This is a genomic window from Kitasatospora sp. NRRL B-11411, from assembly GCF_000721345.1.
Taxonomy (GTDB): Bacteria; Actinomycetota; Actinomycetes; order Streptomycetales; family Streptomycetaceae; genus Kitasatospora; species Kitasatospora cineracea.
In genome coordinates this window covers 1-15,575 of sequence record NZ_JOGH01000001.1, presented here as the reverse complement: position 1 = coordinate 15,575, position 15,575 = coordinate 1, and the positions used below count along the sequence as shown (strand labels likewise).

14 protein-coding genes and 1 pseudogene are annotated in these 15,575 nt (G+C 73.7%); 11 read left to right on the top strand and 4 right to left on the bottom strand.

Annotated elements, in window-relative coordinates:
• Nucleotides 1–7: 7 nt before the first annotated feature.
• The 3 genes from IH44_RS0100075 (at nucleotide 8) to hutI (ending at nucleotide 3,780) form a co-directional block, all read left to right on the top strand.
• Nucleotides 8–1,195 carry an allantoate amidohydrolase gene (locus tag IH44_RS0100075; RefSeq protein ID WP_030457253.1) on the top strand — a complete coding sequence of 396 codons (1,188 nt, stop codon included), beginning with the start codon at nucleotides 8–10 and terminating at the stop codon, nucleotides 1,193–1,195.
• Nucleotides 1,180–2,532 (top strand): formimidoylglutamate deiminase, encoded by a 1,353-nt coding sequence (locus IH44_RS0100070; protein WP_030457252.1) that lies wholly within the window; start codon nucleotides 1,180–1,182, stop codon nucleotides 2,530–2,532. Before IH44_RS0100075 ends, IH44_RS0100070 begins: the two co-directional genes overlap by 16 nt.
• Before the next feature lie 81 nt (nucleotides 2,533–2,613).
• Nucleotides 2,614–3,780 (top strand): imidazolonepropionase, encoded by a 1,167-nt coding sequence (gene hutI / locus IH44_RS0100065; RefSeq protein ID WP_030457251.1) that lies wholly within the window; start codon nucleotides 2,614–2,616, stop codon nucleotides 3,778–3,780.
• A 7-nt stretch (nucleotides 3,781–3,787) separates the two neighbouring features.
• On the opposite strand, the gene IH44_RS0100060 is transcribed toward hutI, so the two are convergent.
• Nucleotides 3,788–5,296, bottom strand: coding sequence for a peptide MFS transporter (locus tag IH44_RS0100060; RefSeq protein ID WP_030457250.1), 1,509 nt, complete (start codon nucleotides 5,294–5,296; stop codon nucleotides 3,788–3,790).
• Nucleotides 5,297–5,612: 316 nt separating this feature from the next.
• On the opposite strand from IH44_RS0100060, the gene IH44_RS0100055 reads away from it, so the two are divergent.
• The gene (locus IH44_RS0100055; protein WP_014136090.1) at nucleotides 5,613–6,287 is read left to right on the top strand and encodes a response regulator transcription factor; all 675 of its coding nucleotides are present in this window, start codon (nucleotides 5,613–5,615) and stop codon (nucleotides 6,285–6,287) included.
• 124 nt (nucleotides 6,288–6,411) lie between these two features.
• The gene (locus IH44_RS0100050) at nucleotides 6,412–7,650 is read left to right on the top strand and encodes an ATP-binding protein (RefSeq protein WP_030457249.1); all 1,239 of its coding nucleotides are present in this window, start codon (nucleotides 6,412–6,414) and stop codon (nucleotides 7,648–7,650) included.
• A gap of 52 nt (nucleotides 7,651–7,702) precedes the next feature.
• Here the strand turns inward: IH44_RS0100050 and IH44_RS45085 are convergent, their stop codons facing one another.
• Entirely contained in the window at nucleotides 7,703–8,224 is a 522-nt protein-coding gene (locus IH44_RS45085; RefSeq protein ID WP_035953431.1) for a GtrA family protein, read from the bottom strand.
• A 184-nt stretch (nucleotides 8,225–8,408) separates the two neighbouring features.
• Here IH44_RS45085 and IH44_RS0100040 point away from each other — a divergent pair, with 184 nt between their 5' ends.
• From IH44_RS0100040 to IH44_RS0100025, 4 genes are read left to right on the top strand one after another with little or no spacing between them, the layout of a single operon-like run.
• Nucleotides 8,409–9,566 (top strand): 5-(carboxyamino)imidazole ribonucleotide synthase, encoded by a 1,158-nt coding sequence (locus tag IH44_RS0100040; RefSeq protein ID WP_035953428.1) that lies wholly within the window; start codon nucleotides 8,409–8,411, stop codon nucleotides 9,564–9,566.
• The gene (purE, locus tag IH44_RS0100035) at nucleotides 9,563–10,087 is read left to right on the top strand and encodes a 5-(carboxyamino)imidazole ribonucleotide mutase (RefSeq protein WP_030457246.1); all 525 of its coding nucleotides are present in this window, start codon (nucleotides 9,563–9,565) and stop codon (nucleotides 10,085–10,087) included. The genes IH44_RS0100040 and purE overlap by 4 nt, the downstream gene beginning before the upstream one ends.
• 12 nt (nucleotides 10,088–10,099) lie before the next feature.
• Nucleotides 10,100–11,293: a dipeptidase gene (locus IH44_RS0100030; RefSeq protein ID WP_030457245.1), complete on the top strand. Its 1,194-nt coding sequence runs from the start codon at nucleotides 10,100–10,102 to the stop codon at nucleotides 11,291–11,293.
• On the top strand, nucleotides 11,290–12,177 hold the full coding sequence (locus tag IH44_RS0100025; RefSeq protein ID WP_232794768.1) for a MerR family transcriptional regulator: 888 nt from the start codon (nucleotides 11,290–11,292) through the stop codon (nucleotides 12,175–12,177). The genes IH44_RS0100030 and IH44_RS0100025 overlap by 4 nt, the downstream gene beginning before the upstream one ends.
• Nucleotides 12,178–12,238: 61 nt before the next feature.
• Here IH44_RS0100025 and IH44_RS0100020 read toward each other — a convergent pair whose 3' ends face one another.
• Together IH44_RS0100020 and IH44_RS0100015 are read right to left on the bottom strand one after the other, a co-directional pair.
• Nucleotides 12,239–12,646 carry a CoA-binding protein gene (locus IH44_RS0100020; protein ID WP_030457243.1) on the bottom strand — a complete coding sequence of 136 codons (408 nt, stop codon included), beginning with the start codon at nucleotides 12,644–12,646 and terminating at the stop codon, nucleotides 12,239–12,241.
• Nucleotides 12,647–12,712: 66 nt separating this feature from the next.
• A complete protein-coding gene (locus tag IH44_RS0100015) occupies nucleotides 12,713–14,056 on the bottom strand; it encodes a UDP-glucose/GDP-mannose dehydrogenase family protein (RefSeq protein WP_030457242.1) in 1,344 nt (447 codons plus the stop codon).
• A gap of 146 nt (nucleotides 14,057–14,202) precedes the next feature.
• On the opposite strand from IH44_RS0100015, the gene IH44_RS0100010 reads away from it, so the two are divergent.
• Together IH44_RS0100010 and IH44_RS45080 are read left to right on the top strand one after the other, a co-directional pair.
• The gene (locus IH44_RS0100010; protein WP_035953425.1) at nucleotides 14,203–15,357 is read left to right on the top strand and encodes an LCP family protein; all 1,155 of its coding nucleotides are present in this window, start codon (nucleotides 14,203–14,205) and stop codon (nucleotides 15,355–15,357) included.
• A 99-nt stretch (nucleotides 15,358–15,456) separates the two neighbouring features.
• A pseudogene (locus tag IH44_RS45080) lies at nucleotides 15,457–15,575 on the top strand (acyl-CoA dehydrogenase family protein); the annotation flags it as partial.

Genomic DNA, 15,575 nt, shown 5'->3' with positions numbered 1-15,575 from the left:
CGACGCGATGTGGGCGGAGCTGCTCCCCGTGGGCCGCTCCGCCGCCACCGGCGGCTACCGGCGGCACGCCTGGAACTCCGCCGACGCCGAGGGCCGGGCCTGGTTCGAGCAGCAGGCCAGGTCCCGGGGCCTGGCGTACGAGATCGACCGCAACGGCAACCAGTGGGCCTGGCACGGGGACCCGGCCGCCGGGAACGCCGTGGTCACCGGCTCGCACCTGGACTCCGTCCCCGACGGCGGCGCCTACGACGGGCCGCTCGGGGTCGTCTCCGCCTTCGCCGCCCTCGACGAACTGCGCGCCCGCGGGGCCGGGTTCACCCGCCCGCTGGCGGTCGTCAACTTCGCCGACGAGGAGGGCGCCCGGTTCGGCGTCGCCTGCGTCGGCTCCCGGCTGGCCACCGGCGCGCTCGACCGGGACGCCGCGTACGCGCTGCGCGACGCCGACGGCGTCCGGCTGCCCGACGCCATGGAGAAGGCCGGGCACGACCCGGCGCTGATCGGCGCCGACCCCGAACGGCTCGGCCGGATCGGCGCGTTCGTCGAACTCCACGTCGAACAGGGCCGGTACCTCACCGAGCGGCAGCCGGTCGGCGTGGCCGGCGCGATCTGGCCGCACGGGCGGTGGCGGTTCGACTTCCACGGCGAGGCCAACCACGCCGGCACCACCCTGCTCGCCGACCGCCGCGACCCGATGCTCACCTACGCCACCACGGTGCTCGCCGCCCGCAAGAAGGCCCGGCTGGCCGGGGCGCTCGCCACCTTCGGCAAGGTCGCCGTCGAACCCAACGGCACCAACGCGATCGCCTCGCTGGTCCGCGGCTGGCTGGACTCGCGCGCCCCCGACGAGCAGACCCTGCACCAACTGGTCGAGGGCATCGAGCAGTCGGCGGTCGAGCGGGGCGGGCGCGACGGCGTCCGGGTCGAGCTCACCCGCGAGTCGTACACCCCCGTGGTCGACTTCGACGGCCCGCTGCGCGACCGCCTCGCCGCCCTGCTCGGCGCCCCCGTGCTGCCCACCGGCGCGGGACACGACGCCGGGATCCTGGCCGCCGCCGTCCCGACCGCCATGCTGTTCGTGCGCAACCCCAGCGGGGTCTCGCACTCCCCGGCCGAACACGCCGAACGGGCCGACTGCCACGCCGGCGTCACCGCCCTGGCCGACGTACTGGAGGACCTCGCATGCCGGCCGTCGTGACGTACTGGGCCGAACACGCCTGGCTGCCGCACCGGGGCGGCCCGGCCGTCCGGCCCGAGGTGCTGATCACCGCCGGCCCGGACGGCCGGATCACCGGGGTCGTCCCCGACAGCGGGCCCTGCCCCGCCGGGGCGGTCCGGCTGGCCGGGCTCGCCCTGCCCGGCCAGGCCAACGCGCACTCGCACGCCTTCCACCGGGCGCTGCGCTCCACCGTGCAGGTCGGCTCGGGCACCTTCTGGACCTGGCGCGACACCATGTACAAGGCCGCCGCCGCGCTCGACCCCGACCGCTACCTGGCGCTCGCCACCGCCGTCTACGCCGAGATGGCGCTCGCCGGGATCACCGCCGTCGGCGAGTTCCACTACCTGCACCACGCGCCCGGCGGCGCCCGCTACGCCGACCCCAACGCGATGGGCGCGGCCCTGGTCGAGGCCGCCGCCCGGGCCGGCATCCGGATCACCCTGCTCGACACCTGCTACCTGTCGTCCGGGTTCGGCGCCGAACCCACCGGGCCCCAACTCCGGTTCTCCGACGGGGACGCCGACGCCTGGGCCGAACGGGCCTCCGCCCTGGCCGGCGCCGAGCACGCCCGGATCGGCGCCGCCGTGCACAGCGTCCGGGCCGTCCCCGCCGGGCAGTTGGACACCGTCGCGCAGTGGGCCGCCACCCGCGGCGCCCCGCTGCACGTCCACCTCTCCGAGCAGACCGCCGAGAACGACGCCTGCCTCGCCGCGCACGGCGTCACCCCGACCCGGCTGCTCGCCGACCACGGCGTGCTCGGCCCGCGCACCTCCGCCGTGCACGCCACCCACCTCACCGACGAGGACGTCCGGCTGCTCGCCGGGACCGGCACCACCATCTGCATGTGCCCCACCACCGAACGGGACCTCGCCGACGGCATCGGCCCGGCCCGGCGGCTCGCCTCGGCCGGCTGCCCGGTCACGCTCGGCTCCGACAGCCACGCCGTGATCGACCCGTTCGAGGAGGCCCGCGCCCTCGAACTCGACGAGCGCCTGCGCACCCGCACCCGCGGCCACTGGACCGCGAACGCCCTGCTGAAGGCCGGCACCGCCGACGGCCACGCCTCGCTCGGCTGGCCCGAGGCCGGCCGCCTGGAGGCCGGCGCGCTCGCCGACTTCTGCGTCCTCGCCCTCGACACCGTCCGCACGGCCGGGGCGCCGCCCGTGCTCGGCGCCGAGACCGCGGTCTTCGCGGCGGGCGCGGCCGACGTCCGCCACCTGGTGGTCGGCGGGCGGCACGTCGTCCGGGACGGCGTGCACCGGCTCGTCCCGGAGACCGGGCGGGCGCTCGCCGCGGCCATCGGCGCCCTGCGGTAACGACGCCCCGCGGCAACGGCCCGCCCCCCGTCCGACCGCCCCCGCCGGGGCGCCCGACTCCCGTGAAGGACCAGCGCGTTCATGAGCCTGCTCATCAGCAACATCGGTTCGCTCGTCACCAACGACCCGGCCCTGGGCGAGGGCCCGCTCGGGCTGCTCGCCGACGCCGCCGTGGTGGTGGACGGCGAGCGGATCGCCTGGGTGGGCCCGGCCGCGGCCGCGCCCGCCGCCGACGAACACGCCGACGCGGGCGGCCGGGCCCTGCTGCCCGGCTTCGTGGACAGCCACTCGCACCTGCTGTTCGCGGGCGACCGGACCGCCGAGTTCAACGCCCGGATGTCGGGGCGGGCGTACAGCGCGGGCGGCATCCGCACCACCGTCGCCGCCACCAGGGCCGCCCCGGACGCCGAGCTGAACGCCAACCTGACCCGCTACCTGGCCGAGATGCTGCACCAGGGCACCACCACCGTCGAGGTGAAGTCCGGCTACGGGCTGAGCACCGAGGACGAGGCCCGGGCCCTGCGGATCGCCGCCGGGCACACCGCCGAGACCACCTACCTGGGGGCGCACGTGGTGGCGCCCGAGTACGCGGACGACCCGGCCGGGTACGTCGAGCTGGTGACGGGCGAGATGCTGGCGGCCTGCGCCCCGTACGCCCGCTGGGTGGACGTGTTCTGCGAGCGCGGCGCCTTCGACGGCGACCAGGCGCGGGCGGTGCTGACCGCCGGGAAGGCCGCGGGCCTGCTGCCCCGGGTGCACGCCAACCAGCTCGGCCACGGCCCCGGCGTGCAGCTCGCGGTGGAGCTGGGCGCCGCGTCCGCCGACCACTGCACCCACCTGACCGACGCGGACGTCGCCGCGCTGGCCGGCGGCGACACGGTGGCCACCCTGCTGCCGGGCGCCGAGTTCTCCACCCGGGCGCCCTACCCGGACGGCCGCCGGCTGCTGGACGCGGGCGCCGCCCTCGCGCTGTCCACCGACTGCAACCCGGGCTCCAGCTTCACCAGCTCGATGCCGTTCTGCGTGGCCGTCGCCGTCCGCGAGATGGGCCTGACCCCCGACGAGGCGGTGCACGCCGCCACCGCGGGCGGCGCGCTCGCGCTGCGCCGCACCGACGTGGGCCGGATCGCCCCCGGCGCCCGGGCGGACCTGCACCTGCTGGACGCGCCCTCGCACGTCCACCTGGCCTACCGCCCGGGCGTCCCGCTGACCGCCGCCGTGTGGCAGGGCGGCGTCCGCAAGGTGTGACGCCCGGTCAGCGGACGTCGCCCATCAGCTTCCCGACCCGGCCGCGGGCGGCGAACAGGCCGACGCCCGCGGCCACCGCCAGCACGCCCTGGACGGCGAAGTACCAGGTCGAGCCGACCACGTCGTCGCCGAGCAGCAGCTGGGCCAGGGCGGCCACGCAGTCGCCCGCGGTGACGGCCAGGAACCAGACGCCCATCATCTGGCTGGCGTACTTGGCGGGCGCCAGCTTGGTGGTGACGGACAGGCCGACCGGGGAGAGGGTCAGCTCGCCGGTGGTCTGGATCAGGTACACCACGGCCAGCCAGAGCGGCGAGACCTTGACGCCACCCGAGGCCGCCGCCATGGCGAGCATCATCACCAGGAAGGACGCGCCGATCATCAGCAGGCCGAAGGCGAACTTCGCGGTGGTGGAGGGGTTGCGGCCGCGCCGGGCGGCGGCGTTCCACAGCCAGGCGAAGACCGGGGCCAGCGCCATGATGTACAGCGGGTTCAGCGACTGGAACCAGCTGGAGGGGAAGGAGAAGCCGAACAGGCTCCCGGCGGTGTTCCGCTCGGCGAACACGCTCAGGGTGGACCCGGACTGGTCGTAGATCATCCAGAACACCGCGGCGGCCGCGAAGAACCACAGGTAGCCGCCCATCCGGGAGCGCTCCGCGCCGGTCAGGTCGCGGTCGCGGCGGATCCGGGCGAACACCAGCGCGGGGATCGCGATGCCGGCCAGCGAGAGCGGCCAGATCGCCCAGGAGACGGTGAAGTGCCCGGTGCCGGCCACCACGCCGTAGAACACGGCGGCGGCGGCCAGCCAGATCCCGGCCTTGCGCAGCACCGCGCGGCGCTCGTCCCGGCTCATCGGCGCGGCGACGACGTTCGAGGCCGGGCTGAGGTGGCGGCTGCCCAGCAGGTACTGGACCAGGCCCAGCGCCATGCCGACACCCGCCAGCGCGAAGCCCAGGTGCCAGTCGACCTGCTGGCCGACGGTGCCGATCACCAGCGGCGCGAGGAAGGCGCCGAGGTTGATGCCCATGTAGAAGATGGTGAAGCCGCCGTCGCGGCGCGAGTCGTCGTCCTTGTCGTAGAGCTGGCCGACCATCGTGGAGATGTTGGCCTTCAGCAGGCCGGAACCGATCGCGATCGGGACCAGGCCGGCGAAGAAGAACCCCTTGCTGGGGACGGCGAGCATGAAGTGCCCGACCATGATGATCAACCCGCCGAGGGCGACGGTGCGCCGGGCGCCGAGCAGCCGGTCGGCGATCCAGCCGCCGGGCAGCGCGAGCAGGTAGACCATGGCGTTGTAGACCGAGTACACGGCGGCGGCGGTGGCCGCCGGGACCTCCAGGCCGCCCTTGGCCGCCTCGGTGGTCATGTAGACCACCAGCAGGGCCCGCATGCCGTAGAAGCTGAAGCGCTCCCAGGTCTCGGTCATGAAGAGGGTGGCCAGGCCGCGGGGGTGGCCGAGGAAGGTCCGTCCGGGGGTGGGGGAGGGCCGTACCTCGGACTCCAGGGTGGTCGAAGCCATGCTGATTCCTTGCCTGTTTTCTCGGGTTCCCCACCACTCTAAGTCGCGGATTCGACCGACTGCGGAGAGTGAATGGTATGCAGAAGGTAAAGTCTGGCGGCCGTGCGCCGTGCATTTTGATGCCGTGGCCGGAAGATTACCTGCGATGCCAAGGGTGCTGCGAAGAATGTCCGTGAAAGTACAGTTGCTGCCGCAGGGGCCCGCCGATCGCAGATGATCACCGGCTGTGACGGTGTTCACAGCGCCCGGCCCGGGCGCGCCGGGACTGCCCGAGACCCTCTGATCAGCGGCCGCCGCGCGGTCTACCATCGCCCCTATGACCTGTGTGCTGCTGGCCGAGGACGACCCGGCAATCTCCGAACCGCTGGCCCGCGCCCTGCGCCGCGAGGGCTACGAGGTGCTCGTCCGCGAGGACGGGCCGGCCGCCCTGGGCGCCGGCCTCAGCGAGGACGTCGACCTGATCGTGCTCGACCTCGGGCTCCCCGAGATGGACGGCCTGGAGGTGTGCCGGCGGCTGCGCGCCGACGGCAAGAGCTTCCCCGTCCTGGTGCTCACCGCCCGCGCCGACGAGGTGGACACCGTGGTCGGCCTGGACGCCGGCGCCGACGACTACGTCACCAAGCCGTTCCGGCTGGCCGAACTGCTCGCCCGGGTCCGGGCCCTGCTCCGCCGCGGCAACGTGGACCAGCTGACCACCGGCGCGCACGGCGTCAAGATCGACATCGAGTCGCACCGCGCCTGGCTTGGCGAGGAGGAACTCACCCTCTCCGCCAAGGAGTTCGAGCTGCTGCGGGTCCTGGTGCGGGACGCCGGACGGGTCGTCACCCGCGAGGAGATCATGCGCCAGGTCTGGGACACCACCTGGTGGACCTCCACCAAGACCCTGGACATGCACATCTCCTGGCTGCGCAAGAAGCTCGGCGACGACGCCGCGAACCCGCGCTACATCGCCACCGTGCGCGGCGTGGGCTTCCGCTTCGAGAAGAACTGACCGGAGCCCGAGAAGAACTGACCGGAGTCCGAGAAGGACCGGCCGGAGTTCGAGGAGAACCGACCGGAGGACCCGCGGCGGACCCGACCGCGGCGGCCCGAACCGAACCGAAGGGCCGCCAGGCGTGAAGCGCAGGATGATCAACTCGCTGCTGGGCGTCGTCCTGGTGGTGGTCACGGTGTTCTGCGTGCCGCTGGCCCTGATCGAGAAGCAGTCGATCGTCAACGCCGCCAACGACCGGGTGGACGCGGTGGCGGTCCGGGTGCTCGGCCTGGTCGAGAGCCGGCTCGCCGCGGGCGAGCCGGTCAGCGGCGAGAAGTTCGCCGCCGTCGTCACCGACGAGTACTACGTCACCGTGGACATTCCCGGGCAGCCGCAGATCGCCCTCGGCCAGCCGGTCCGGGGCGACGCGCTGTCCGCCACCGAGCCCGGCGCCAGCGGGGAGACCGTCACCGTCGCGCAGTCCCGCACCGCGCTCGACCACGAGATCGGCAACATGCTGCTGCTGCTCGGCGTGGTCGCGCTGCTCGCCGTCCAGGCCGCCGTGGCGCTCGCCGTCTGGCAGGCCAAGCGCCTCGCCCGGCCGCTCACCGACCTCGCCGAGACCGCCGAGCGCCTCGGCTCCGGCGACCCCCGCCCGCAGGGCCGCCGCTACGGCGTGCCCGAACTCGACCGGATCGCCGAGGTGCTGGACACCAGCGCCGAACGGATCGCCCGGATGCTCACCGCCGAACGCCGGCTCGCCGCCGACGCCTCGCACCAGCTGCGCACCCCGCTCACCGCGCTCTCCATGCGGCTGGAGGAGATCACCGCGCTCGCCGAGGACCCCGGCACCGTCCGCGAGGAGGCCGCGATCGGCCTCCAGCAGGTCGAGCGGCTCACCGACGTGGTGCAGCGGCTGCTCACCAACCAGCGCGACCCGGGCAGCCCCACCGCGGTGACCTTCGGGCTCGACGAGGTGGTCAAGCAGCAGGTCGAGGAGTGGGCCCCGACCCTGCGCGACAGCGGCCGCCGGCTGGCCATCGAGGGCCTGCGCGACGCCCGGGTGATCGGCACCCCCGGCACCGTCTCCCAGGTGCTCGCCACCCTGATCGAGAACTCGCTGATGCACGGCGCCGGCACCATCACGCTGCGGGTGCGCCGCTCCGGCAGCTCGGTGGTCGCCGAGGTCCAGGACGAGGGCGCGGGCGTCCCCCGCGAACTCGGCAACCGGGTCTTCGAACGGGCGGTCAGCGGCCGCAACTCCACCGGCATCGGACTGGCCGTCGCCCGCGACCTGGCCGAAGCCGACGGCGGCCGCCTCGAACTGCTGTCGCTGCGGCCGCCGGTGTTCGCGCTGTTCCTCGCGCACGGGGGCGAATGAGCCTCCCCCGCGGGGGAGTTCGCGGGCTTCCGACGCGCGGCCGGTCAGCCGTTCAGTTCGCCAGGGTGCGGCTCGGCCCGGCGGCCAGCAGCAGCTCCGCCTCCTGCACCACGGCGGGCTCCTCCAGCTCCGGCATCGCCTTGAACACCCAGGTGCGGTAGGAGACGAAGCGGAACACGGTGGCCACCACCAGGCCCAGCACCTTGCCGCCCATCTTCTCGAACGGGGTGTCCAGGCCCAGGACGTACTGGGTGAAGCCCAGGGTGCCGGTCTCGATCAGCATGCCGATGCCGCTGAACAGCAGGAAGAGGGTGATCTCCCGCTTGCGGGAGGCGGCGTCGCGGTCCCGGTACAGCCAGTACCGGTAGCCCAGGTAGTTGGTGGCGATGGCCACCAGCGTCGCGGCGATGTTGGAGCGCAGCGAGGCCAGGCCGACGCCGTTGGTGAGGATCCAGAACAGGCCGAAGTTGACCACCACGCCGCTGGCACCGATCACGGCGAAGCCGATCGCCTCGGCGGACAGCCCGCGCATCCGCTGGGTCAGGGAGGGACGCGTCTCGGTGCTGGTCGTCATCCGGGCTGTCTCCGTCTGCTTCACATGATCGGATAAGTGGTGTTCTACGATCCGGCCCACCAGGCTACCCGCAATCCCCGCGGCCTCACCCCCGCCCCGGTGCGAGAAGCCCCGCCGCACGCCGGAACGGGCGTCGCGCCCGCCGGTGCCGAGCCCTCCCACCGGCCCGGATATCCTGGAGCGCGTGACTGTAGCGGGCAATGCGAACTTTCCAGTGGTCGGAGTCATCGGCGGCGGGCAGCTCGCCCGCATGATGCACCAGGCGGGCATCCCGCTGGGCATCCGCTTCAAACTCCTCGCCGACACCCCCCAGGAGTCGGCCGCGCAGGTGGTCGGCACCACCGTGCTCGGCGACTACCGCGACCTCGACACGCTGCGGGCCTTCGCCGCCGACTGCGACGTGATCACCTTCGACCACGAGCACGTGCCCACCGAGCACCTGCGCACCCTCCAGGCCGAGGGCATCGCCGTCCGCCCCGGGCCGGGCGCGCTGGTCAACGCCCAGGACAAGGGCGTCATGCGGGCCAAGCTCGACTCCATCGGCGTCCCCTGCCCCCGGCACCGGCTGGTCGCCGACCCGGCCGACGTCACCGCCTTCGCCGCCGAGGGCGAGGGGTACCCCGTCGTGCTGAAGACCGTCCGCGGCGGCTACGACGGCAAGGGCGTCTGGGTCGTCGAGGACGAGAACGAGGCCGCCGCCCCCTTCCTGGCCGGCGTCCCCGTCCTGGCCGAGGAGAAGGTCGACTTCCTGCGCGAACTCGCCGCCAACGTGGTCCGCTCGCCCAGCGGCCAGGCCGTCGCCTACCCGGTCGTCGAGTCCGTCCAGGAGAACGGCATCTGCGCCGAGGTCACCGCCCCCGCGCCCGGCCTCGACCCCGCCCTCTCCGACGAGGCCCAGCAGCTCGCCCTGCGGATCGCCGGCGAGCTCGACATCACCGGCCACCTCGCCGTCGAGCTCTTCCAGACCCGCGACGGCCGCATCCTGGTCAACGAGCTCGCCATGCGCCCGCACAACTCCGGCCACTGGACCCAGGACGGCGCCGTCACCTCCCAGTTCGAGAACCACCTGCGCGCCGTCCTCGACCTCCCCCTCGGCGACCCCCGCCCCCGCGCCAAGTGGACCGTCATGGTCAACGTCCTCGGCGGCGACTACCCCGACATGTACCGCGCCTTCCTGCACTGCATGGCCCGCGACCCCGGCCTCAAGATCCACATGTACGGAAAGGACGTGAAGCCCGGCCGCAAGGTCGGCCACGTCAACGTCTTCGGGGACGACCTCGAAGACGTCCGCGAGCGCGCCCGCCACGCGGCCGCCTACCTGCGAGGAACGATCACCGAATGACCTCTCCCCTTGTCGGCATCGTGATGGGCTCCGACTCCGACTGGCCCGTGATGGAGGCCGCCGCGCAGGCGCTCGACGAGTTCGAGATCCCGTACGAGGTCGACGTGGTCTCCGCGCACCGGATGCCGCGCGAGATGGTCGCGTACGGCGAGCAGGCGCACGGGCGCGGGCTGAAGGCGATCATCGCCGGGGCCGGCGGGGCGGCGCACCTGCCGGGGATGCTGGCGTCGGTGACGCCGCTGCCGGTGATCGGGGTGCCGGTGCCGCTGCGCTACCTGGACGGGATGGACAGCCTGCTGTCGATCGTCCAGATGCCCGCCGGGGTGCCGGTGGCCACCGTGTCGGTCGCGGGCGCGCGCAACGCCGGGCTGCTCGCGGTGCGGATGCTGGCCGCGTTCGACGCCGAACTCGCCGAGAAGATGGTCGAGTTCCAGGCCGAGCTGAACAGCCAGGCCACCGAGAAGGGCCGCAAGCTGCGCGCCAAGGTCGCGGGGAACGACTCCTTCGGCTTCGGCAAGTAGTAGAACGGGGGGATGACCCCCGAACTGCTCGACCGCGCCCGGGCCGTCCTGCGCACCACGCCGGTGGTGGACGGCCACAACGACCTGCCCTGGGCGATGCGCGCCCAGGCCGGGTACGACCTCGACGCCGTGGACCTGGCCGCGGACCAGAGCCACCGGCTGCACACCGACCTCGGCCGCCTGCGGGCGGGCGGGGTCGGTGCGCAGTTCTGGTCGGTGTACGTGCCGGCCGAACTGGCGGGGGACGACGCGGTCAGCGCGACGCTCGAACAGATCGACTTCGTCCGGGCGATGGCCGCCCGCCACCCCGACCACCTGCGGCTCGCGCTGACCGCCGACGAGGTGGAGGCCGCCCGCGCCGAGGGCCGGATCGCCTCGCTGATGGGCGCCGAGGGCGGACACTCCATCAACTCCTCGCTGGCCACCCTGCGGGCGCTGTACGAGCTGGGCGTGCGCTACCTGACGCTCACCCACAACTCCAACGTGCCGTGGGCGGACTCCGCCACCGACGAGCCCGTGCACGGCGGGCTGACCGCGTTCGGCGAGGAGGTGGTGCGGGAGATGAACCGGCTCGGCATGCTGGTCGACCTCTCGCACGTCTCCGCCGACACCATGCGCGACGCGCTGCGGGTCTCCGAGGCCCCGGTGGTCTTCTCGCACTCCTCGGCCCGCGCCGTCTGCGACCACCCGCGCAACGTCCCCGACGACGTGCTGGCGGGGCTGCCCGCCAACGGCGGCGTGGTGATGGCCACCTTCGTGCCCAAGTTCGTGCTGCCCGCCGCCATCGAGTGGACGCTCGCCGCCGACGCCAACATGCGGGCCAAGGGCCTGCACCCGCTGGAGACCACCCCCGAGGCGATGGCCGTGCAGCGCGCCTACGAGGCCGAGCACCCCCGCCCGGTCGCCACCGCCGCCACCGTCGCCGACCACCTCGACCACCTGCGCGAGGTGGCCGGCGTCGACCACATCGGCCTCGGCGGCGACTACGACGGCACCGCGTTCACCCCGGCCGGCCTGGAGGACGTCGCCGGCTACCCGGTGCTGGTCGCCGAACTGCTGCGCCGCGGCTGGTCCGAGGCCGACCTGGCCAAGCTGACCTGGCACAACGCGGTGCGGGCGCTGCGCGGCGCCGAGACGGTCGCCACCCGGCTGCGGGCCGAGCGCCGCCCCTCGATCGCCACCCTGGCCCGGCTGGACGGCGCGTGAACCACCGGCTTGACCTCGCCCCTGGGGCAGGGGGCAGCGTTGCCGGTGCGGAGGAGGAACGGCTGCTCACCACCGGTGAGTTCGCCCGCCGCGGCCTGCTGTCGCCGAAGGCGCTGCGGCTGTACGACCGGCAGGGACTGCTGCCGCCGGACCGGATCGACCCGGACAGCGGCTACCGGTACTACCGGCCGGAGCGGCTGGCCACCGCGCGGCTGATCGTCCGGCTGCGCGGCCTGGACATGCCGCTGGCCACGGTCGCCGAGGTGCTCGCCCTGCCGGGCCCCGCGGCGGCCGAGCGGGTCGCCGCGTACTGGGCCGCCGTCGAACGGCGGACCGCCTCGCAGCGGACGCTGGCCGACCACCTCCGCGTCCAACTCAGCGGACTCGAAGGGATCGACGAGATGTACCGGATCGAACAGCGCGACGTGCCCGAGCAGTTGGTGCTCACCGAGCAGCGCCGGGCCAGGCCGGAGGAGCTGGACCGCTTCATCCCGGAGGCCACCGCGCGGCTGGCGGCGGTGGCCGAGGCCCACGGCGGGGTGACGGCCGCCCCGTTCGTGGTCTACCACGGGGACGTCAACGAGGACGCCGACGGCCCGGTGGAGGTCTGCGTCCCGGTCGACCCGGCCCGCGCCGCGGGCCTGACCGCCGCACACCGCACCGAGCCCGCGCACCGGGAGGCGTACACCACGGTCACCAAGGCGCAGGTGGAGTACCCGCAGATCCTCAGCGCGTACGACGCCGTCTGCGCGTGGATGGAACGGGCCGGCACCCCGCGCACCGGCGCCGGCCGGGAGGTCTACTTCGCGGACTGGGCGACCGCCGGGCCGGCCGACGAGGTCTGCGACATCGCCTTCCCGATCGGCGCGCCGACCGGCGGCTGACCGGCGGGGCCGGGCCCCCGGGGCCGGGCCACCGGCCGACGGCCGGAGCGCCGGGCCGCCGCTACAGCAGCGGCAGTTCGATCGCCGGGCAGCGGTCCATCACCATGTCGAGGCCGGCCGCGCGGGTGCGCGCGCAGGCCGCCTCGTCGATGACCCCGAGCTGGAACCAGACCGCCTTCGCGCCGACCGCCACCGCCTGGTCGGCGACCGGCCCCGCCAGCTCGGAGTTGACGAACACGTCCACCACGTCGACCGGGAACGGGATCTCGGCGAGCGAGGCGTAGCCCGGCTCGCCGAGCACCGTCTCGGCCTTCGGGTGCACCGGCACGATCCGCTTCCCGGCCCGCTGCAGCACCCGGGCCACGCCGTACGCGGCGCGCGCGGTGTTGTTCGACAGGCCGACCACGGCCCAGGTGTCGCCGGAGGAGGTGAGGACCTTCCGGACGGTGGCGTCGTCTGTGTGGCTCATGCCGGGGAGAACGGACGGCCGGGCCCGGTCATTCCGGGCCCGGCCGTCGCGCGTGCGCGGGGCGGGTCACTCCGCGGAGGGGCGGCCCATCGCGCGGTAGGTCCAGCCGGCGGCCCGCCAGGCGTCGCCGTTCAGCACGTTGCGGCCGTCCACGAGGTGGCGCTCGGCGACCACCGCGCCGACCTCGGCCGGGTCGAGCTCGCGGAACTCCTGCCACTCCGTCAGGTGCAGCACCACGTGGGCGCCCTCGGCGGCGTCCAGCGGGGAGGCGGCGTAGGACAGGCCGGGGAACATCTTGCGGGCGTTGTCCATCGCCTTCGGGTCGTAGACGGTGACCTGGGCGCCCTGCAGCTGGATCTGCCCGGCCACGTTCAGCGCGGGCGAGTCCCGGATGTCGTCCGAGTTCGGCTTGAAGGCCGCGCCCAGCACCGCGACCCGGCGGCCCAGGAAGCTGCCGCCGCACTGCTCGCGGGCCAGCTCCACCATCCGGGAGCGGCGCCGCATGTTGATCGAGTCGACCTCGCGCAGGAAGGTCAGCGCCTGGTCCGCGCCCAGCTCGCCGGCCCGGGCCATGAACGCCCGGATGTCCTTGGGCAGGCAGCCGCCGCCGAAGCCCAGGCCCGCGTTCAGGAACTTGCCGCCGATCCGGGCGTCGTACGACAGCGCCTTGGACAGCTGCACCACGTCGGCGCCGGCGCTCTCGCAGACCTCGGCCATCGCGTTGATGAAGGAGATCTTGGTGGCCAGGAAGGAGTTGGCGGCGGCCTTGACCAGCTCGGCGGTCGGGAAGTCGGTCACCACGAACGGCACGCCGTCCGCGATCGGCCCCGCGTACACCTCGCGCAGCACCTGCTCGGCGTGCTCGCTGCGCACGCCGACCACCAGCCGGTCCGGGTGCAGGGTGTCGCCGACGGCGAAGCCCTCGCGCAGGAACTCCGGGTTCCAGGCCAGTTCGGCCTGCGCCCCGACCGGGGCCAGCTCGGCCAGCCGGGCGGCCAGCCGGTTCGCCGAGCCCACCGGCACCGTCGACTTGCCGACGACCAGTGCGGGCCGCTCCAGCAGCGGGGCCAGCGAGTCCAGCGCGGAGTCCACGTAGCTCATGTCGGCCGCGAACTCGCCCTTGCGCTGCGGGGTGTTGACGCAGATGAAGTGGACGTCGCCGAAGGCCGCGACCTCCTCCCAGGAGTCGGTGAAGCGCAGCCGCCCGCTGGACCCCTCGTGGCCCGCCACGTGCTTGAGGAGCAGCTCCGACAGTCCGGGTTCGTACATCGGCACCCGGCCGGCGGCCAGCGCGGTCAGCCGGTCCCGGTCGATGTCGAGACCGAGGACCTCGAACCCGAGCTCCGCCATGCACGCGGCATGCGTCGCGCCCAGGTAGCCGGTGCCGATCACCGTGATGCGGGGAGCCATACGCGTTTCCTTCAGTTCAGTTCGGGGCCGTACCAGTGGTGGGCCACGGCCGCAGCCACTGATGTTAGCCGTCCGCCGGACGTCGGCGGTCTGCAGATATTACGGTTCCGGCGCGAAGGTCTGTGCAGGAGGTTCACAATGCCGCCATGACTTCCAAGGGGCGGCACGACGAGCCGGACGAGGACCCCGGCCCGCTGAGCATCTTCGACCGCGACGAGGACGACGAACCCGATCCCGCCGACCCCGACGGGGACGCGCCGGAACCCGCCCCGCGCCGGCGCCGGGGCCGGCGGCTGCTGGCGTGGACGCTGGCCGTGCTGCTGGTGCTGGCGGGCGGGGCGTTCGGCGGGCTGCTCTGGGCGGCCGACCACTACGCCTCCTCGGTGCGGCGGATCCCGGACGCCTTCCCGACGCTGCCGGCCTCCGAGCAGCCGTCGGCCGTCCCGCACAGCGGCCAGACCTTCCTGCTGGTCGGCCTGGACGCCCGTTCCGACGAGCCGACCACCGGCAGGGATGCCGAGGCCCCGGCCTGGCAGGCGGGCGCCCAGCGCAGCGACACCATGATGCTGATGCACATCTCGGCGGACCGGAAGTCGGTCGCGCTGGTCTCCATCCCGCGCGACACCTGGGTGCCGGTTCCGGGCCACGGTCAAGCGAAGATCAACGCCGCCTACTCCTGGGGCGGCCCCGCGCTGACCGTCCGAACCGTCCAGGACCTCACCGGGATCAGGATCGACCACCTCGCGGTGATCGACTGGAACGGCTTCCGGGCCCTCACCGACGCGGTCGGCGGCGTGGACATCACCATCCCGCGCACCATCGAGGCCAAGGGCGACGCCCGCGAGTGGCTGGCCGGCACCCACCACATGGACGGCGCCGAGGCGCTGCTCTACGTCCGCGAGCGGCACGGCCTGCCGGGCGGCGACCTCGACCGCACCAAGCGCCAGCAGAACTTCCTGCGCGCCCTGATGCTCAGGACCATGAACTCCGGCACCCTCGCCAGCCCGTCCAAGCTCACCGGCCTGCTCGGCACCATCGGCGACGTCGCCAGCGTCGACGACCGGCTCAGCAACACCGACCTCTACGACCTGGCCTGGAGCCTGCGCGACATCCGCCCCGACGGCGTGCACTTCATGAACGCCCCCTTCGGCGGCTTCGACACCGTCGACGGCCAGGCGGTGGTGCTGATGGACGACGGCGCCGCGAGCGTGCTGTGGACCGCCATGCGCACCGACCGGATGGACGACTACCTCGCCGAGCACCGCACCAGCGCCGACATCCTCGGCCGGGACGTTAGCTGAACCCGGGCCCGCCCTGTTGCCCCGGTCACCTGCCGCCGGGGCGCCCCCGACCCTAGGATGTCCACTACTTAACGGTAATTAACGTGAGGGGCGAGCAACATGGCGGGCAACTCCGGGGCGGACTTCGACCTCTACCGGCTCGGCGAGGAGCACGAGATGCTCCGGGAGTCGGTGCGTTCGCTGGCGGAGGCGAAGATCGCTCCGTTCGCGGCGGCGGT